This window comes from Streptomyces sp. GB4-14, from assembly GCF_022696125.1.
In the GTDB taxonomy this organism is placed as follows: Bacteria; Actinomycetota; Actinomycetes; order Streptomycetales; family Streptomycetaceae; genus Streptomyces; species Streptomyces werraensis.
The window spans coordinates 1,429,525-1,448,791 of sequence record NZ_RZHO01000002.1; the positions used below are offsets into that span (position 1 = coordinate 1,429,525).

At 72.7% G+C, this 19,267-nt stretch carries 15 protein-coding genes; 5 read left to right on the top strand and 10 right to left on the bottom strand.

The features are described from left to right. Window positions 1–61: 61 nt before the first annotated feature. Window positions 62–619 (bottom strand): transcriptional regulator NrdR, encoded by a 558-nt coding sequence (nrdR, locus tag ELQ39_RS07575; protein WP_086699468.1) that lies wholly within the window; start codon window positions 617–619, stop codon window positions 62–64. Window positions 620–1,215: 596 nt separating this feature from the next. Between nrdR and lexA the strand changes: the two genes are divergently transcribed. Continuing rightward, the gene (lexA, locus tag ELQ39_RS07580; RefSeq protein ID WP_024885652.1) at window positions 1,216–1,995 is read left to right on the top strand and encodes a transcriptional repressor LexA; all 780 of its coding nucleotides are present in this window, start codon (window positions 1,216–1,218) and stop codon (window positions 1,993–1,995) included. A 280-nt stretch (window positions 1,996–2,275) separates the two neighbouring features. Here lexA and ELQ39_RS07585 read toward each other — a convergent pair whose 3' ends face one another. Further along, window positions 2,276–4,273 (bottom strand): ATP-dependent DNA helicase, encoded by a 1,998-nt coding sequence (locus tag ELQ39_RS07585; protein WP_225624975.1) that lies wholly within the window; start codon window positions 4,271–4,273, stop codon window positions 2,276–2,278. A gap of 355 nt (window positions 4,274–4,628) precedes the next feature. Here ELQ39_RS07585 and ELQ39_RS07590 point away from each other — a divergent pair, with 355 nt between their 5' ends. Together ELQ39_RS07590 and ELQ39_RS07595 are read left to right on the top strand one after the other, a co-directional pair. Next, window positions 4,629–5,852, top strand: a complete 1,224-nt coding sequence (locus tag ELQ39_RS07590) for a trypsin-like serine peptidase (protein ID WP_242591461.1) — start codon at window positions 4,629–4,631, stop codon at window positions 5,850–5,852. A gap of 102 nt (window positions 5,853–5,954) precedes the next feature. After that, entirely contained in the window at window positions 5,955–7,163 is a 1,209-nt protein-coding gene (locus ELQ39_RS07595) for a hypothetical protein (RefSeq protein ID WP_242591462.1), read from the top strand. A 71-nt stretch (window positions 7,164–7,234) separates the two neighbouring features. Here ELQ39_RS07595 and hflX read toward each other — a convergent pair whose 3' ends face one another. The 6 genes from hflX to miaA all read right to left on the bottom strand — a co-directional run bounded on the left by hflX (window position 7,235) and on the right by miaA (window position 16,124). Next, the gene (hflX, locus tag ELQ39_RS07600; RefSeq protein ID WP_190001005.1) at window positions 7,235–8,728 is read right to left on the bottom strand and encodes a GTPase HflX; all 1,494 of its coding nucleotides are present in this window, start codon (window positions 8,726–8,728) and stop codon (window positions 7,235–7,237) included. Between the two features lie 159 nt (window positions 8,729–8,887). Then, a complete protein-coding gene (locus ELQ39_RS07605; protein WP_242591463.1) occupies window positions 8,888–10,441 on the bottom strand; it encodes a M1 family metallopeptidase in 1,554 nt (517 codons plus the stop codon). Window positions 10,442–10,571: 130 nt separating this feature from the next. Then, window positions 10,572–12,746, bottom strand: coding sequence for a RelA/SpoT family protein (locus tag ELQ39_RS07610; RefSeq protein ID WP_242591464.1), 2,175 nt, complete (start codon window positions 12,744–12,746; stop codon window positions 10,572–10,574). A gap of 296 nt (window positions 12,747–13,042) precedes the next feature. Further along, entirely contained in the window at window positions 13,043–13,912 is an 870-nt protein-coding gene (gene dapF, locus ELQ39_RS07615; RefSeq protein WP_242591465.1) for a diaminopimelate epimerase, read from the bottom strand. 661 nt (window positions 13,913–14,573) lie between these two features. Continuing rightward, window positions 14,574–15,077, bottom strand: a complete 504-nt coding sequence (locus ELQ39_RS07620; RefSeq protein ID WP_225625197.1) for a hypothetical protein — start codon at window positions 15,075–15,077, stop codon at window positions 14,574–14,576. Between the two features lie 108 nt (window positions 15,078–15,185). Beyond that, window positions 15,186–16,124: a tRNA (adenosine(37)-N6)-dimethylallyltransferase MiaA gene (gene miaA, locus ELQ39_RS07625; protein ID WP_190001001.1), complete on the bottom strand. Its 939-nt coding sequence runs from the start codon at window positions 16,122–16,124 to the stop codon at window positions 15,186–15,188. A 181-nt stretch (window positions 16,125–16,305) separates the two neighbouring features. Between miaA and ELQ39_RS07630 the strand changes: the two genes are divergently transcribed. Both ELQ39_RS07630 and ELQ39_RS07635 read left to right on the top strand, forming a co-directional pair. Continuing rightward, entirely contained in the window at window positions 16,306–16,578 is a 273-nt protein-coding gene (locus tag ELQ39_RS07630; protein WP_242591466.1) for a hypothetical protein, read from the top strand. A gap of 23 nt (window positions 16,579–16,601) precedes the next feature. Further along, window positions 16,602–16,871, top strand: a complete 270-nt coding sequence (locus tag ELQ39_RS07635; protein WP_190000999.1) for an antitoxin — start codon at window positions 16,602–16,604, stop codon at window positions 16,869–16,871. A gap of 68 nt (window positions 16,872–16,939) precedes the next feature. Here the strand turns inward: ELQ39_RS07635 and ELQ39_RS07640 are convergent, their stop codons facing one another. Next, entirely contained in the window at window positions 16,940–17,653 is a 714-nt protein-coding gene (locus ELQ39_RS07640) for a class III extradiol dioxygenase subunit B-like domain-containing protein (protein WP_242591467.1), read from the bottom strand. A 60-nt stretch (window positions 17,654–17,713) separates the two neighbouring features. After that, the gene (miaB, locus tag ELQ39_RS07645) at window positions 17,714–19,240 is read right to left on the bottom strand and encodes a tRNA (N6-isopentenyl adenosine(37)-C2)-methylthiotransferase MiaB (protein ID WP_190000997.1); all 1,527 of its coding nucleotides are present in this window, start codon (window positions 19,238–19,240) and stop codon (window positions 17,714–17,716) included. Window positions 19,241–19,267: the final 27 nt, after the last annotated feature.

A 19,267-nucleotide genomic window follows, 5' to 3' on the forward strand; every position in this document is an offset into this window, starting at 1 on the left:
GTCTTCGTCGTCGCCGGCCGAACCGGTCCCCGGACCCTCGCGTCCGGGGCCGGACCGCCGCTCAGCCGGCGGCGGGAGCGGGCGCGGGGACCTGCGCGGCCCCCTCCTGCCCGCTGTCGTCTTCCTGGCTCCCCGGGGCGGCCCCGTCGCCGCCCCCGTCGCCCTCGGCGGGCCGCTCCGCCCGCCGGAGTTCCGCGATCGCGGCCTCGAAGTCCTCCAGCGAGTCGAACGCCCGGTAGACGGACGCGAACCGCAGGTAGGCCACGAGGTCGAGTTCCTGCAACGGGCCGAGTATGGCCAGCCCCACGTCGTGGGTGGTCAGCTCGGCGCTACCGGTGGCCCGCACCGCTTCCTCGACCCGCTGGCCGAGCTGGGCGAGGGCGTCCTCGGTGACGGGCCGTCCCTGGCACGCCTTGCGCACACCGTTGATGATCTTGGTGCGGCTGAACGGCTCGGTGACTCCCGACCGCTTGACCACCATGAGCGAACACGTCTCCACGGTCGTGAAACGACGGGAGCAGTCCGGGCACTGGCGGCGCCTGCGGATCGACGTGCCGTCGTCGGTCGTGCGGCTGTCGACGACACGGCTGTCGGGGTGCCTGCAGAAGGGGCAGTGCATGGATCCCAACCCTCCTCACAGCAGACTCAATGGCCTCGCCAGACCTCAGGGGCCTCACGAAGCAGCACCAGCATAGGCGATCGCGGAGCTCTCGGAGACCGGGGGGACCACAACTTCTGGGCTGCTGTTGCAATCCAACCACTAGATGTGGGGATTGGCGCATACAACAAGGCAGATACGCGTGTCGTGCGCCGGAAGGGGAAGACGGCCCTGGAAGCCTGCCCGAAGGCACCCCCGGGCTTGCGTGCCACCGGCTCGACCCGGGCTCGCAGGCCCGTCCCCCCATGAGGAGAAGCGGTGCCGGATGCGGGGAGGGGGCGTGCCGCTCCGGAAGAAGGCGGGGCCGCTTCACGCACGCGGGGACCCACGATGGCAGACTGAGTCCGCGCGCCGCGAGGCCGCCGCCCCGGCGGAGACCTCGGCGGTGAAGAGTACAACAAATGGCCCGTTTGTCCGGCAGGAAGTGCGGCGACCAATACACCTCGACGAAAGAACGCGTGCCGCAATTCGCGATTTTTCACTCGAACGTGTGTTTGGCGCAACCTTTCGAAAGCATCTACCGTTGTGCTGCAGGGAGACCATCGAGAGGGGCCGACGTGACCACCACCGCAGACAGTGCCGCCATCACTGCCCAGGACCGCTCCCAGGGCCGCATCGAGCCGGTGCATGCGATGAACGAAGCCACGAATCCCGAGGCGCACAAGCGCTCCCTGCCGGGCCGACCTCCCGGCATCCGGGCGGACAGCTCCGGACTCACCGACCGCCAGCGCCGGGTCATCGAGGTCATCAGGGACTCGGTGCAGCGGCGCGGATACCCGCCGTCGATGCGGGAGATCGGCCAGGCGGTCGGGCTCTCCAGCACCTCCTCCGTCGCGCACCAGCTCATGGCGCTGGAGCGCAAGGGTTTCCTGCGCCGTGATCCGCACCGTCCGCGCGCGTACGAGGTGCGGGGGTCCGACCAGGCCGCGTCCGTGCAGCCGACGGACACCGCCGGCAAGCCCGCCGCGTCCTACGTGCCGCTGGTCGGCCGCATCGCCGCCGGTGGCCCGATCCTCGCGGAGGAGTCGGTCGAGGACGTCTTCCCGCTGCCTCGGCAGCTCGTCGGCGACGGCGAGCTGTTCGTGCTGAAGGTCGTGGGTGACTCCATGATCGAGGCCGCGATCTGCGACGGTGACTGGGTCACGGTCCGCCGCCAGCCTGTCGCCGAGAACGGCGACATCGTGGCGGCGATGCTCGACGGCGAGGCGACCGTGAAGCGGTTCAAGCGGGAGGACGGCCATGTGTGGCTGCTCCCGCACAACGCGGCCTACGAGCCGATCCCCGGCGACGACGCGACGATCCTCGGCAAGGTGGTGGCCGTCCTCCGCCGCGTCTGATCCCGACGGGACGCCGGGCCACTCCCTCGGCCCGCCCCGCCCCCGAGCGGACCCCGGAACCCCTGCGCCGGTTCCGGGGTCCTGCGTTGCCTGGCGACGCCTGGGACGGCGCTTTGGACCTCTTGAGCAAGTGGGGCCCCGGCCGCGCTCGGGGCGCTTCTCGGGGGCTTCTGGACGCCGTCCTTACAGGGCGGCCTCCCGGAGCCGCGTCTTCGCCCTCTCACGGGGCGTGAGCCCCCCACCACGCCTCCCAGGGGGGCACCGGGGGGCCCAGACCCCGTTACTGCTCAGCCGCCTTCGCCGCCGCGTCGATCGCGGCCAGTGACTTCCGCACCTGGTTCCGATCCGTCGTGTACCAGAAGTCCGGCATCGATGCCTTCAGATAGCTGCCGTAGCGCGCCGTCGCCAAGCGTGGGTCCAGGACCGCCACCACTCCGCGGTCGCCCGAGGCGCGGACCAGACGGCCCGCTCCCTGGGCCATCAGCAGGGCCGCGTGGGTCGCGGCGACCGCCATGAAGCCGTTGCCGCCGGCCTCCTCCACTGCCTTCTGGCGGGCGCTCATCAACGGGTCGTCGGGACGCGGGAACGGGATCTTGTCCATGACCACCAGCTGGCAGCTCGGTCCGGGGACATCCACGCCCTGCCACAGCGACAGCGTGCCGAAAAGGCATGTCCGCGGGTCCGCCGCGAAGTTCTTGATCAGCTCGCCGAGCGTCTCCTCGCCCTGGAGGAGGATCGGGTACTCCGGGATCCGCGACCGCAGCTCCTCCGCCGCCAGCTGTGCCGCCCGCATCGACGAGAACAGCCCCAGGGTGCGGCCCCCGGCCGCCTGGATCAGCTCCGTGAGCTCGTCCAGCATGTCCTTGCGGTCGCCGTCGCGGGCCGGACGGGCCAGGTGCTTGGCGACGTACAGGATGCCCTGCCTGGGGTAGTCGAACGGCGAGCCGACGTCCACGCCCTTCCACTGCGGGAGGTCGTCCCCCTCGGCGCCCTCGGGACCGAGCCCCAGCGACGCCCCCACGCCGTTGAAGTCGCCGCCCAGCTTCAGCGTCGCGGACGTCAGCACGACCGAGCGGTCGGTGAACAGCTTCTCGCGCAGCAGCCCCGAGACCGACATGGGCGCGACCCGCAGCGAGGCCCCACTGTGCCGATATGCGGCTCCGCCGCGGGGCTCGTGCCTCTCGTACCAGACGACGTCCCACTCGGAGCCGTTGGTGATCCGTTCCGCCACGTCGTGGACGCTCTCCACCGAGGCCAGTGCCTGCTTGCGCACCGCATCCTCGTCCTGGACCGACTTGTCGCGGGTGGAGCCGATCGCGGAGATCACTGTGCGGCACGCGTCGCGCAGCGCCATCAGGGCGTAGCCGAGATCCTCCGGGATCTCCTCCAGCCGGCCGGGCAGGGCCAGCTCCATCAGCCGCTCGAAGCCTTCGGCGGCCGTCTGCAGCTGGTCGGCCGCCTTCTCGTTCACCAGCTTCGCCGCGCGCCGCACCGCACGGTTCACCTGACCCGGGGTGAGCTCGCCGGTGGCCACCCCGGTCACCCGGGAGACCAGCTCGTGCGCCTCGTCCACGATCAGCACCTCGTGCTGCGGCAGCACCGGGGCGCCCTCGATGGCGTCGATCGCGAGCAGCGCGTGGTTGGTGACGATCACCTCGGCCAGCTTGGCGCGCTCGCGGGCCGCCTCGGCGAAGCACTCCGCGCCGTACGCGCACTTCGTGGCGCCCAGGCACTCCCGCGAGGACACCGACACCTGCGACCAGGCCCGGTCGGACACGCCGGGCGTGAGGTCGTCCCGGTCGCCGGTCTCCGTCTCGTCCGACCAGTCGCGCAGCCGCAGCAGGTCCTGGCCCAGCTTGCTGGTGGGCGCGGCCGCCTCGAACTGGTCGAAGAGGCCCTCCTCCTCGTCCTGCGGGACGCCCTCGTGCAGCCGGTGCAGGCACAGGTAGTTCGACCGGCCCTTGAGCATGGCGAACTCCGGGCGGCGGCGCAGCAGCGGATGCAGCGCCTCCACCGTGCGCGGCAGGTCCCGCTCCACCAGCTGCCGCTGGAGCGCCAGGGTCGCCGTCGCCACGACGACCCGCTCACCGTGCGCGAGCGCGGGCACCAGGTAGCCCAGGGACTTACCGGTGCCGGTTCCGGCCTGGACGAGCAGATGGGCGCCGTCGTCGATCGCCTCGGCGACGGCTTCGGCCATGGCCACCTGACCGGGGCGCTCCGTGCCGCCGACGGCAGTGACGGCAGCATGCAGGAGTTCGGGGAGTGAGGGCTGAGTCATAGCCCGACCAACCCTACGGCCCCCCACCGACAAACGTGCGCGCACACGGAGGGCGGCCGAGGCGACCGGCGCCCCGCGCCCGAGGCACCGCCCCCGCGCACGGCGCGCGGAAGGACCGCCGCCGCTGCCACCCCCCGCGCCCCCACGCCCCCGCTCCACGAGATCCGCGCACGACCGGCCAGGTCAGACGCCTTGTAGCCGAACCGTTGCCGTTCCGTCGGACGTCCCCCGCGGCGAACGCCTAGTGTGTGGTGCCGTTGTCCCAAAGCCGTCGGAGCAGCGAAGCGACTCGTCCGGGTCGGATGTGAAGACGGGCGTCGTACCACCATCGTTCATTCCAGGGGGAGTTCAGATCATGCGATCCATACGGCCGTCGTCCACCGCACGTCGCGAGAGGAGGCGGTCGCGCGGAACCTCCCCCGTGCTGGCGGCAGTTGCCCTCGCCTCCGCGCTCGCCCTGACCGCCACCGCGTGCGAGTCGGGCGACACCGACGCCGGCGCGGACGCCTCCGCGACGGCCGCCGCCGACGACGGCAAGCTCAAGATCCCGGACGACATCGCCGACCGGCTCAAGGAGCACGGGATCGACCTCGACAAGTGGCGCGACGGCGCCTGGAGGAACTGGGACAAGGACAAGTGGCTGCGCGAGGCGCAGGACTTCGTCAACCCGATCATCGAGGACCTGTGGGACCCGGACCGCATGCGGGACGCCGACGAGCCCGACCAGCCGGAGGTCGACGAGAACGACATCTCCGGCGACCAGGGCGTCACCGACCCGACGCCGGATCCTGTGCAGGCCAAGGCGGTGCCGCCGTCGTACCACGAGAACGCGCCCACCGCGGGGAAGGTCTTCTTCGACTCCCCGGAGGGCACGATGGTCTGCTCCGCGACGGTGGTCGAGGACCCGGCCAACCCCGGCAGGTCCAACATGGTGTGGACGGCGGGCCACTGCGTGCACGCGGGCAAGAAGGGCGGCTGGTACCGCAACATCGCCTTCGTGCCGTCGTACAACGACTCGGGCATGTCGGCGAAGGAGATCGGCGGGGCCACGAAGGAGGAGGTCGCTCCGTACGGCGTCTGGTGGGGCGACTGGGCGCAGACCTCGGACCAGTGGATCGAGCAGGGCGGCGCGACGGGCGGCGACGGCGCCTCGTACGACTTCGCCGTCATCCATGTGACTCCGGAGAAGGGCGGCGACGGCAAGTCGCTGGAGGAGACGGTCGGTTCGGCCATGCCCGTCGACTTCGACGCGCCCGCCGTGCCGAAGATCGAGGAGATGACGGCGATCGGCTACCCGGCCGCGCCGCCGTACGACGGGCAGTCCCTGTACTCCTGCGAGGACAAGCCGGGCCGGCTGTCGCTGAGCGCGTCCGACCCGACGATGTACCGCATCGGGTGCAGCATGACCGCCGGTTCCTCCGGCGGCGGCTGGATCGCGGCCGGCCAGGACGGCGAGCCGGCGCTGGTCTCCAACACCTCCATCGGCCCGGTGACGACCGGCTGGCTGGCCGGGCCGCGGCTCGGCAAGGAGGCCAAGGGCGTCTACGACGCGGTCAGTGAGAAGTTCGCCGGTCAGTGACCGGACCGTCCGCCCCGGGTGGCGCCGCGCACCCGGGGCGGACGACGGAACCACCGGAGCAGCGGCACACGATTCTTGAGCAGTGACGGGGGTCACCACATCATGCGTTCCCTCTCCACGTCCGTCCCGCGCCGGCGCGGACGGCGGACCGCCCTCGCCGCGAGCGCGCTGCTCGCGGTGGTGGCGCTGACCGCGACCGCGTGCGGCGGGTCCACGGAGGACAAGGCGGCCGACCGGCCCGACGCCACGGCGAGCCGTGCCGGGGAGGACGCGGGCGGCGGCGTCCGCGTTCCGGCCGACCTCGCCGACCGTCTGAAGGACCACGGCATCGACGTGGACCGCTGGCGGGACGGCGGCTGGAAGGACTGGGACGAGGACGAGTGGCTGCGCGAGGCGCGGGACTTCGTCAACCCGGTCATCGAAGGCCTCTGGAAGCCGGAGCGAATGCGGTCCGCCGAGGAGGCCGAGAAGACGGTCACCACGAAGGACGCCTCCGCGGCCCAGGGGCTGAGCGACCCGGAGCCGGCGCCGGTGACCGCGCAGGCGGAGAGGACGCCGTACCACGAGAACGCCGCCCCGGTCGGGAAGGTGTTCTTCGACTCCCCCGAGGGCCCGGCCGTCTGCTCCGGCACGGTGATCAAGGACGTCAACCACCCGGGGAAGTCCAACCTCGTGTGGACGGCCGGGCACTGTGTGCACGCGGGCGCCGACGGCGGCTGGTACCGCAACATCGTCTTCGTCCCGGCCTACAACGACTACGGCCGGTCCGAGGCGGAGCTGGGCCAGGCGGACGCCTCCGAGATCGCCCCGTACGGCAACTGGTGGGCGGACTGGGCGTCGACGTCGAACGGCTGGATCCAGGGCGGCTCGGAGAGCGGCGGCGACGGGGCGGCGTACGACTACGCCGTGCTGCACGTGCGGCCGGAGCAGGGCTCGCAGTCCCTGGAGGAGACCGTCGGCGCCGCGCTCGACGTGGACTTCTCCGGCCCGACCGCCGCCGAGGCGGGTACGACGGGCGCCTGGGGCTACCCGGCCGCGCCGCCGTACAACGGGCTGCGGATGTTCAAGTGCCTGGACGCCCCGGGCCGCTTCTCGCTCGCCCCGAGCCTGCCGGACATGTACCGCATCGGCTGCACGATGACGGGCGGCTCGTCCGGCGGCGGCTGGTTCCGGGTGGTGAACGGTGAGACGGTGCTGGTGTCGAACACCTCGATCGGCCCGCTGGACCACACCTGGCTCGCGGGCCCGCGGCTCGGCCCGGACGCCGAGGCGCTGTACCAGAACATGAGCAGGACCTACGGCGGCCGCTGAGCCGTACGTGACGAGGGCCCGCCCCCTGCACTCGGCAGGGGGCGGGCCCTCTCACGTGTCCGCGGTCCGGGTCAGCCGGCCGGGGTGGGAACGTACGGCGCGAACTCCGCCGCCAGCTCCTCGTGCACCCGCACCTTGAGCAGGGTGCCCTCCGGGGTGTGCTCCTCGGAGAGGACCTCGCCCTCGTCGTGCGCACGGGCGACCAGCTTGCCGTGGGTGTACGGCACGAGGGCCTCGATCTCCACCGACGGGCGGGGCAGCTCGCTGTCGATCAGGGCGAGCAGCTCCGGGATGCCCCGGCCGGTGCGGGCCGAGACGGCGATGGAGCGGGGCTCCACCCGCAGCAGCCGCTGCAGGGTCAGCGGGTCCGCCGCGTCCGCCTTGTTGATCACGACGATCTCGGTCACGTCGGTGGCGCCGACGTCCCGGATCACCTCGCGCACGGCGGCGAGCTGCTCCTCCGGGTTCGGGTGCGAGCCGTCCACCACGTGGAGGATCAGGTCGGAGTCGCCGACCTCCTCCATGGTGGAGCGGAACGCCTCGACCAGGTGGTGCGGCAGGTGCCGGACGAAGCCGACGGTGTCGGCCAGCGTGTACAGCCGGCCGCTCGGGGTCTCGGCCCGGCGCACGGTCGGGTCGAGGGTGGCGAACAGGGCGTTCTCCACCAGCACGCCCGCGCCGGTGAGCCGGTTGAGCAGTGAGGACTTGCCCGCGTTGGTGTAGCCCGCGATGGCGACGGACGGCACCTTGTTGCGCTTGCGCTCCTGGCGCTTGATCTCGCGGCCGGTCTTCATCTCCGCGATCTCCCGGCGCATCTTCGCCATCTTCTCGCGGATCCGTCGCCGGTCGGTCTCGATCTTGGTCTCACCGGGGCCACGGGTGGCGAGGCCGCCGCCCTTGCCGCCGCCCATCTGCCGGGACAGCGACTGACCCCAGCCGCGCAGCCGCGGCAGCATGTACTGCATCTGCGCGAGCGCGACCTGCGCCTTGCCCTCTCGGGACTTGGCGTGCTGGGCGAAGATGTCGAGGATCAGGGCCGTGCGGTCGATGACCTTGACCTTGACGACGTCCTCGAGGTGGATGAGCTGGCCCGGGCTGAGCTCACCGTCGCAGATGACGGTGTCCGCGCCCGACTCGAGCACGATGTCGCGCAGCTCCTCGGCCTTGCCGGAGCCGATGTAGGTGGCCGCGTCCGGCTTGTCCCGGCGCTGGATCACGCCGTCGAGGACGAGGGCGCCCGCCGTCTCGGCGAGGGCGGCGAGCTCGGCGAGGGAGTTCTCGGCGTCCTGCGCGGTGCCCGAGGTCCACACCCCGACGAGCACGACGCGCTCCAGGCGGAGCTGTCGGTACTCGACCTCGGTGACGTCCTCGAGCTCGGTGGAGAGGCCGGCGACGCGGCGCAGCGCCGCGCGCTCGGAGCGGTCGAACTGGTCGCCGTCCCGCTCTCCGTCGATCTCGAGGCTCCAGGCGACGTCCTCTTCCATCAGGGCATCGGCCCGAAGACCCTCGGCGTGGCTGTGCGCGAAGCGCTTGGTGTCCTGGGAAGGGGAAGAAGAGGAGGTCATTGGGTCCTTACGTCGTTGGGTTGCCGTCTGCGGCGACGGATCCGGCCGATCGGCCTTCCGTCACTGTCCACAACGTCCGGGTACCCCGGGAGATTCCCGTTTCCCCTGTCGCGCGGAACTCGACGATGGTCGCACGGTACGGCCCGTCTCGTCACCGTGTTATTCCCCGCCCGCGTCCGGCCGATGCGCCGGACGCCCGTGCGGGCCGGGCTCCTCCGTCACGGCACGCGCGGAGGACCGCCAGTCGGGGTGGCCGGGCATCGGCGGGGTGGTCTCGTCGTACAGCCAGGCGTGCAGGAAGGCGGTGAGGTCGCGTTCCGCGGTCTCGGAGGCGAGCCGGACGAAGTCGGCGGTGGAGGCGTTGCCGTCGCGGTACCGGCCGGCCCAGGCGCGCTCCAGCCGGTCGAACGTCTCCTGTCCGATCTCCTGGCGCAGGGCGTAGAGCACCAGCGCGGCGCCGCCGTAGACGCCCGGGCGGAAGATGCCGATCTTGTGGCCCGGCTCGGGCGGCTTCGGCGCGGCGGGCGGTCCTCCCGCGGCGCGCCAGCCGTCGGAGGACTCGTACGCGGCCCGCATCCGCGCCTCAAGGGTCCTGCCGCCGCGTTCCTCGGCGTACAGCGCCTCGTACCAGGTCGCGTGTCCCTCGTTGAGCCAGAGGTCGGCCCAGGTGCGGGGGCTGACGCTGTCGCCGAACCACTGGTGGGCCAGCTCGTGCACCATGATCGACTCGACGTACCAGGCGGGCAGGGCCGGGTCGGTGAACAGGTCGCGCTCGAAGAGGGAGAGCGTCTGGGTCTCCAGGGCGAAGCCGGTGTGGGCCTCGGCGAGCAGCAGACCGTAGGTGGCGAAGGGGTAGCGGCCGACCCGGTCCTCCATCCAGGAGATCTGCGCCGGGGTCTTCGCCAGCCACGGTTCGAGGGCGGCGCGGTGCTCGGTGGGGACGACGTCCCGCAGGGGCAGGTCGTGGGGTCCGGCGCGGTGCAGGACGGTGGAGCGGCCGATGGACACCTGGGCGAGTTCGGTGGCCATGGGGTTGCGGGTCCGGTAGCTCCAGGTGGTGGTGCCGGGGGCGCGGTCGACGGCGGTGGGCAGCCCGTTGGCGACGGCGGTGTATCCCTCCGGGACGGTGATCCGGAAGGTGAACATCGCCTTGTCCGAGGGGTGGTCGTTGCACGGGAACACCAGGTGGGCGGCGTCGGCCTGGTTGGCGAGGGCGAGGCCGTCGGCGGTGCGCACCCAGCCGCCCTCGCGGTCCCCGGGCCGGGGGTCGCTGGTGTGCCGGACGGTGAGGCGCACGGACTCGCCCGGGTCGAGGTCGTCGTCGGGGGTGATCACCAGATCCTCCCCCGCGCCGGTGAAGACGGCCGGCTCGCCGTCGACCTCGACGGAGTGGACGGTGCCGTGGGCGAAGTCCAGGTTGATCCGGTCCAGCTCGGCGGTGATCCGGGCGTCGACGGTGGTGACGGCCTGGAGCGGCCGGTCGTTGCTGCCGGGATAGGTGAGGTCCAGGTCGTACGTCTGCACGTCGTAGCCGGGGTTGCCGAGGTGCGGGAAGAGCGGGTCGCCGATGCCGAGCGGCTCGGCGGGGGCGCTCGCGGCGACCAGGCAGACGCCGACGGCGGAGGCGAGCAGCGCCTGGGCGGTGCGACGGCGGGCGCGGGACGCCGGGCGTCGGGAGGTCTGCCGGGCGGGGCGGCGGGAGGAGAGCGGCATGCCACACGGCTATCAGCGCGGGCGGGCGCCGCTGCGGCGGCGCGCTCCCGACCCACCCGATCGGGTAATCACACCGCAGGGGTCTGTGCGCCGAGTGCCGTCACCGGCCGCGACCGTGCCGGGGGCGTTCTCAGGCGCCCGGCGCCTGCGGCTGCGCCCGGCTCACGTCGTACACGCCCGCCACGTTGCGCATGGCGCGCATCAGGGCGGGCAGCTGGGCGGCGTCCGGGAGCTGCACGGTGTACGTGTGGCGCACCTGCTGCCGGTCCGGCGGTTCGACGGTGGCGGAGACGATCTCGGCACCCTCGGTGGCCATCGCCTCGGTGAGGTCCGCGAGGAGATGCGGCCGGACGAACGACTCCGCCACCAGCGTGACCCGGCACTCGGCGCCCTCGCCCCAGCGCACGCCGACCTCCGTGCGCCCCGTGCTCTTCATCCGCGCCACCGCCGGACACCCCGTCCGGTGCACGGTGACCGCTCCCCCGCGCACCGCGAACCCGGTGACCTCGTCGGGCGGTACGGGTGTGCAGCAGCCGGCCAGCCGAACGGTCGCACCGTCCCGGTCGACCAGCACCTGGGCGGCGGCGGGACGCCCGGGGTCCGTGTCGTCGGCGCCGGAGGGCTGGGGGGTCTCCGTCCCGGGCGACCTGAGGGTCTCGACGTCGTCCGCCAGGGAGCGCGCGTCGCCGTCCTCGGCCGTGGGGTGGGCGGCGAGCCACCGCTGGATGGCGATACGGGCCGCCGGGGTGGTCGCGTGGTCCAGCCACTCGCGGGACGGCGCGGAGGCCGCGTCCTGGTCCATGAGGAGCTGGACGGTGTCCCCGTCCTTGAGCACGGTGCTGAGCCTGGCGAGCCGCCCGTTGACCCGGGCGCCGATGCAGGCGTGGGCGTCCTCGCCGTACTGCGCGTAGGCGGCGTCCACGCAGGTCGCCCCCTCGGGCAGGCCCAGGGCGCCGCCGTCGGGGCGGAAGACGGTGATCTCCCGGTCCTGGGCGAGGTCCTCGCGGAGCGTGGACCAGAAGGTGTCGGGATCGGGCGCGGCCTGCTGCCATTCGAGCAGCCGGGACAGCCAGCCGGGGCGGGTCGGGTCGGCGCGTTCGCCGTCGCCCGTGGACTGCTCCTCCGGCGGGGCGGCGTAGGGGTTGCCGAGGGCGACGACGCCGGCCTCGGCGACCTTGTGCATCTGGTGGGTGCGGATGAGGACTTCGACGACCTGGCCGTCGTCACCCGCCACCGCGGTGTGCAGCGACTGGTACAGGTTGAACTTGGGTACGGCGATGAAGTCCTTGAACTCCGACACCACCGGCGTCATACAGGTGTGCAACTCGCCCAGCACGGCGTAGCAGTCGGCGTCCTCGTTCACCAGCACCAGCAGCCGGCCGAAGTCGGCGCCGCGCAGCGGGCCCCGCTTGCGGGAGACGCGGTGCACGGAGACGAAGTGCCGTGGCCGGATGAGGACTTCGGCCGGGATGTCGGCCTCACGGAGCACCTTGCGGACGTCGTCGGCGACGTCCGCGAGCGGGTCGTCCTCGCGGGCGGCGTTGCGGACGATCAACTCGCGGGTCTTCTCGTACTCCTCGGGGTGGAGGATCGCGAAGACCAGGTCCTCCAGCTCCGTCTTGAGCGCCTGGACGCCGAGGCGCTCGGCGAGCGGGATCAGCACGTCACGTGTCACCTTGGCGATGCGTTCCTGCTTGGCGGGACGCATCACGCCGAGGGTGCGCATGTTGTGCAGCCGGTCGGCGAGTTTGATCGACATCACGCGGACGTCGTTGCCGGTGGCGACGAGCATCTTGCGGAAGGTCTCGGGCTCGGCGGCGGCGCCGTAGTCGACCTTCTCCAACTTGGTCACGCCGTCGACGAGATAGCGCACCTCCTCGCCGAACTCCTCGCCCACCTGGTCGAGGGTGACGTCGGTGTCCTCGACGGTGTCGTGCAGCAGCGAGGCGGTCAACGTCGTTGTCTCGGCGCCGAGTTCGGCCAGGATGAGGGTGACGGCGAGCGGGTGGGTGATGTACGGCTCGCCGCTCTTGCGCATCTGGCCTCGGTGCGAGGACTCCGCGAGGAGGTAGGCGCGGCGCAGCGGTTCGAGGTCGGCGTCGGGGTGGTGGGCGCGGTGGGCCTCGACGACGTGGCCGATGGCGTCGGGCAGCCGGTCGCGGGCGGAGGACGACCCCATCAGGGCGGCGCGGCCCAGCCGGCGCAGGTCGAGCCGGGGGCGGGACTTGCGGCGCGTCCCGGCCGGTGTGACGTGACCCGGTGCGAGCGGGCCCGGGGTCGCAGGTTTCGCGGCCTCCGCGTTCATGAGCACCTCCGGCTGCGTGGATCCGGCGGACGGCGCCCCAGGGCGGACTCGGGCCTGGGAGACGGCGTTGATCCCCCGTCCGGGCCGGTGCTTGATGCTATCCAGCCGCAGGGGGTCGGACCGGCCGCCTCCGGCCGAGCGTGAAACGGATCACTCCAAAGAGCGACGGGCCCTTCACGGTCGTTTTCACGCCATCGGGTCAGCGACGCGCCATAATCCCGAAGCCTCGCACCCGCTCCGGCCTGCGGATCGACGGCGGGCCGGGGTCGAGAGCGGAAGATCGTACAGCGCACTGTTCAGCCGAGGGCGTTCTCCAGCCACTCGGCCTCGATCGCGCCCTCGGCGACGATGACCGCGGGACCGGTCATCTCGATGCGGCCGTCCGGCTGTTCGGTGATCAGGAGCGTGCCGCCGGGGAGGTCCACGGTGTACGTCACCGGCAGGCCGGTGTCGCGCGGGTCGACGCCGTCGCGGCGGGCGGCGGCCACGGCGACGGCGCACGCCCCGGTACCGCAGGAGCGGGTCTCGCCGACACCCCGCTCGTGCACGCGCATCGCGACGTGCCGGGAGCCCCGGTCGACGACGAACTCCACGTTCACACCGTCCGGGTAGGCGGCTTCAGGGGCGAAGGAAGGCGCGGTGAACAGGCCGCCCGCGTCCGCCAGATCGGCGACGAAGGCCACGGCGTGCGGGTTGCCCATGTTGACGTTGCGCGCGGGCCAGCTGCGCTCGCCGACGGCCACGGTGACGTCGCCCTCGGGGAGGACCGCACGGCCCATGCCGACGGTGATGTCGCCGTCCTTGGCGATGTGCACGGTCTTCACGCCGCCGCGCGTGGCGATCGCGAGGTCGCCCTCGCCGACGTGCCCGGCGTGCTGGAGGTAGCGGGCGAAGACGCGCACGCCGTTGCCGCACATCTCGGCGACGGATCCGTCGCCGTTGCGGTAGTCCATGAACCACTCGGCCTCGTCCGCCATGGCCCGCGCCTCGGGATGCGCCGCGGACCGCACGACGTGCAGCAGTCCGTCGCCCCCGATGCCCGCGCGCCGGTCGCACAGCGCGGCGACGGCCGCCGCCGACAGCTCGACGGCGTTCTCCGGGTCCGGCACGATCACGAAGTCGTTCTCCGTGCCGTGCCCCTTGAGGAAGGCGATCCGCGTGCTCATTCCTCGATCCTACGGGGTGAGGCCGGGGTGGCGTCGGGGGCCGTGACGACGGGTGTGGACACGGGCGGAGCCCGGCGTTCGTTGCACGGCCGGTCCGCACGGACCCCGGCATCGGGGCGCATACGGCCCGAACGGGCGGCCGCGATGACCGGCGCGGGCGGGCCGCGCCCTGCGCAGCCGGCCTCACGGCCGCGGGTTCCGTCGTGAGCCTGGCCGCAAGGCTGCGAAGGCCGGCGACTGCGGGCCTTGTGCCACAGGCTCGGCGCGAGCCGACGGAAGGGCCGGCGCGCGCGGGCTGCGATCTCGTGCAGGGGCGACGCGAACCGGCCTCGAAGCACGGGTTCGGCGCGAGCCGGTCTCGGGGCACGGGTTCGGCGCGAACCGGCCTCGGAGCACGGGTTCGGCGCGAACCGGCCTCGAAGCACGGGTTCGGCACGAGCCGACCTCCGGGCACGGGTTCGGCGCGAGCCCGGCCGACGCAAGGCTGCGAAGGCCGGCGGCTGCGGAACGGGATGCCGTGGCCTCGGCTCGGGTCAAGCCGCGTTGCCGGCGCGGACACCGCAGGGCTTCGGCACAGGCGGCCCCCCAGGGGCGGGGGCTCGCGCGAGCCGGGTCGGGTGATCGCGAAGGGCGTGACACAGCCCCCGCGTCAGGGGGACCCTCAGCGCAGGCGGGCCACGCGCCACACCGCCAGGGCCACCACCGCCGCGACCATCACCGCGTAGGCGGCCACCACGCGCCAGTCGGACTTGCGGTCCGAGCCGCGGGCGGAGAGCCCCGGCCAGGTGTAGCCGACCTTGCGGGCGGCCATCATGCCCCAGCCGGCCGCACAGGAGCAGATCAGCAGTCCCAGCATGGCGATCACCGCGCCGCTGTCGCCGAAGTCGAAGGCGAGCGGGAAGGCGAACATCAGGGAGCCGAGCGCGCCGAGGCCGACGATCGGGGCGAGCTGCCAGACACGCAGTCGGCGCTGTGGGCGCAGTTCGACCTCGACCTCGTCCCCGCCGGTGAACATCTCCTCCGGCTCGGGACCGTCGTCGGTCACCCCGCCCTGCGTCTCCTCGGGCCCGTCGGGGCTGAGACGCCCGGTCTCCGGCTCCGGGGCATCCCGCCGGGCGGTGAGGTGCTCGGTGCTGTGTGCGGTGTCGCGAGGGCCGGCCTCCATCGCCACGCGCCCTCCCAACTTAGGACTCCACTGGTCGATCGAAGCTTGATGATGGCACGGCGTCACAGGCCCGGATGACGGCCTGGGCGTCCCGATGCCAGGACGTGATCAGGCTGTAACCGGTCGTTCGACCAACGCCGTCGCGAGCTGCGGAAGTTCCCCGAGGTCCGCCGCGGCCCCACTCAACCAGTGCACCCGCGGATCGCGCCTGAACCATGAATCCTGACGGCGCGCGAAGCGCTTGGTGGCACGGACGGTCTCGGCCCGGGCCTCCTCCAGGGTGCACTCGCCGGCGAGTGCGGCGAGCACCTGCTGGTAGCCGAGGGCGCGCGACGCCGTACGCCCCTCACGCAACCCCTGCGCCTCGAGTGCGCGCACTTCTTCGACGAGCCCGGCCTCCCACATGCGGTCGACCCGGCGGGCGATGCGCTCGTCGAGTTCGGGGCGAGCCACGTCGACGCCGATCTGCAGCGTGTCGTAGACCGAGTCGTGGCCCGGGAGGTTGGCGGTGAAGGGCCGCCCGGTGATCTCGATGACCTCCAGCGCGCGGACGATGCGGCGCCCGTTGCTCGGCAGGATCGCGCGGCCGGCGTCGGGGTCGGCCGCGGCGAGCCGGGCGTGCAGCGCGCCGGGGCCGCGCAGCGCCAGTTCCTCCTCCAGGCGCGCCCGGACCTCCGGGTCGGTGCCGGGGAACTCCAGGTTGTCGACGGCACCGCGGACGTACAGGCCGGAACCGCCGACCAGGATCGGCCAGCGTCCGTCGGCGAGCAGCGCGTCGATCCGTTCCCGGGCCATCCGCTGGTACTCGGCGACGGAGGCGGTCTCGGTGACGTCCCAGACGTCGAGCAGGTGGTGCGGGACACCGCCGCGCTCCTCGGGCGTCAGCTTGGCGGTGCCGATGTCCATCCCCCGGTAGAGCTGCATGGAGTCGGCGTTGACGACCTCACCCCCCAGCCGCTGGGCGAGAAAGACGCCCAGATCGGACTTTCCGGCCGCGGTGGGACCGACGACGGCGATGACGCGGGGGGCGTGGGGTGCGCTGCTCACCGATCCAGTCTCCCAAACCTCACGGGCTGCTCTCGATCGGGTTACGTGACGCGGGGTCCGCCACGTCGTTGCCCGTTCGAGGTTCCCGCCGCCGGATCACGGCGGCGCTCGCCCGGCTCACACGGATGGACACACCGGGCTACGCGGAATTTCGCCCGCACGAGTAACGTATGGAGTGGATATGGGCGTTTTTGCACGGCTTTTTCGGAGGTCGAAGACCACGGGAGAGACAGCGGCGGCCGAGACCCGGACCGACGGGGAGAAGACCGGAGCCGGTACGGACGACACGGCGGCGACGCCTGGGTCCGAGGCCGTGGCCGACGGGGCGAAGGCAGCCTCCGAGGCCCCGGTGAAGGAGTCCGACGAGGCCGGCGTCACGGAGAGCGTCGACATCCCGAAGCAGCAGTCCGGCAAGGCCGCCGACACCGAGGCCGGCGAGGGCGCCCGCACGTAGCGTGCGGCGAGGAAAGGTACATCATGGGTCTCCTGGACAATCTGAAGGCCAAGCTCGGCCCTGCCAAGGACAAGGTCTCCGGCCTCGCGCAGCAGCACGAGGACAAGATCCAGCACGGCCTGGAGAAGGCGGCGCACACCGTCGACCGGGGAACCAAGGGCAAGTACAGCGACAGGATCCAGTCGGGTACGGGAAAGGCCAAGGAGGCCGTGGACCGCTTCGCGCACAAGAACGATCCAGGTCCGGACGCGGGCGGCGCCACACCGCCGGCCGGGCCGCCGCCCGCCTCCTGAGCGGCACGAACGGCGGACGGCCGGGGCATCTCGCCCCGGCCGTCCGCCGTTCGTTCGCGTCCGCGCGCCTACGACCAGGTGGCGACGACGTACCCCACGCCGTACGGGGCGCCCTCGTGGAGCAGCGCGCCGGCCAGGCCGGCGCCGCCCTCGGCCGCGCCGGCGAGCACCTGCCAGGGCGCGCGGCCTGACACCTTCAGCTCGCGCGCCGCTCGAGGGTCCAGCGCGCGCAGCGCGGCCGTGTCGGCCGAGCAGAGCGCGCGGGCGATCTCCGCGTCGTAGGGCACCGCGCGTTCGTCGAGGTAGCCGGGCGCCTTCGGGGTGCGGCAGGCGCTGGCGTCGCCCATCACCAGCAGCGCCACCCGGCCGGCCCGGCCGGCCAGCCGGCGCCCCTCCGCGCGGCACGCGTCGGGCGCGAGGGACTCTCCCACGCCCCGCCCTTCGACGGGGGCGCCGGCCCACCCGGTCCGCCCCAGCAGCCAGGCGCCCACGGCGAGTCCGTACGGCAGCTCCCGGCCGGCCGCGCCGTCGCCGTCCCCCAGCCGCACGTCCAGGTCGACGCCGAAGCCGCGGAAGGAACCCGGGGTTCCGGCGGGGTAGTCGTGCGTCCCGGAGCCGTCGTCCGGGCCCACGACGACCAGCAGGTCGGGGCGGGCGGCGGCGAGCACGCCGAGCGCGTCCGTGCAGGCGGCGCGCGCGGCGTCGAGCTCCGGGGCGGCGCCGGCGGCGACCTCGGGCACGAGCAGCGGCGGGCAGGGGCAGGCTGCGGCGGCGACAAGCATGATCAGCAGCCTACTGCGGCCGTACGGGCCCGTCCGTCGGGGCGGGTCCGGGCAGTGGGGTCAGTCGACGGCGCAGCCGCCGGTGACCGCCGGGAGCGGCTCGGGCACGCCCACCTTGGGCAGGCCGAGCAGCACGCCCGCGGGCTTGGAGGCCTTCTCCGCGGTGCGCTTCTCCCAGGCGTCGCCCGCGCGGGTGCGGCGCACGCCGAGGACGGGGCCCTCGGCGAGGAGGTGGTGCGGGGCCGCGTAGGTCACCTCGACGGTGACGACGTCACCGGGGCGGACCTCCTGGTCGGGCTTGGTGAAGTGCACCAGGCGGTTGTCGGGGGCGCGGCCGGAGAGACGGTGGGTGGTGTCGTCCTTGCGGCCCTCGCCCTCGGCGACCATCAGCTCCAGGGTGCGGCCGACCTGCTTCTTGTTCTCCTCCCAGGAGATCTCCTCCTGGAGGGCGACGAGACGCTCGTAGCGCTCCTGGACGACCTTCTTGGGGATCTGCCCGTCCATCTCGGCGGCCGGGGTGCCGGGCCGCTTGGAGTACTGGAAGGTGAAGGCCTGCGCGAAGCGGGCCTCGCGGACGACGTGCAGGGTCTGCTGGAAGTCCTCCTCGGTCTCGCCGGGGAAGCCCACGATGATGTCGGTGCTGATCGCCGCGTGGGGGATGGCGGCGCGGACCTTCTCGATGATCCCGAGGAAGCGCTCCTGGCGGTAGGAGCGGCGCATGGCCTTGAGGACCGGGTCGGAGCCGGACTGGAGCGGCATGTGGAGCTGCGGCATCACGTTGGGCGTCTCGGCCATGGCGGCGATGACGTCGTCGGTGAAGTCGCGGGGGTGCGGGGAGGTGAAGCGGACCCGCTCCAGGCCGTCGATCTTCCCGCAGGCGCGCAGCAGCTTGCTGAAGGCCTCGCGGTCGCCGATGTCGGAGCCGTAGGCGTTGACGTTCTGGCCGAGCAGGGTGACCTCGGAGACGCCCTCGGCGACCAGGGCCTCGATCTCGGCGAGGATGTCGCCGGGGCGGCGGTCCTTCTCCTTGCCGCGCAGGGCGGGGACGATGCAGAAGGTGCAGGTGTTGTTGCAGCCGACGGAGATCGACACCCAGGCCGCGTAGGCGCTCTCGCGGCGTGTGGGCAGCGTGGAGGGGAACGCCTCCAGCGACTCGGCGATCTCGACCTGCGCCTCCTCCTGGACGCGGGCGCGCTCCAGCAGCACCGGCAGCTTGCCGATGTTGTGCGTGCCGAAGACGACGTCCACCCAGGGGGCGCGCTTGACGATGGTGTCCCGGTCCTTCTGCGCGAGGCAGCCGCCGACCGCGATCTGCATGCCGGGGCGGCTCGCCTTCCTCGGGGCGAGGTGGCCCAGGTTGCCGTACAGCTTGTTGTCGGCGTTCTCGCGCACGGCGCACGTGTTGAACACGACGACGTCGGCGTCGCCGTCGGAGCCCTCGGGGGCGCGGACGTACCCGGCGTCCTCCAGCAGCCCGGCGAGGCGCTCGGAGTCGTGGACGTTCATCTGGCACCCGTAGGTGCGAATCTCGTAGGTCCTGGTCGAGAGAACGTCCACGGCGGGGCTCCGGTCACTGCTGCTGGTCATGGCAACAAGGGTAGGCGTTTCCCGGAG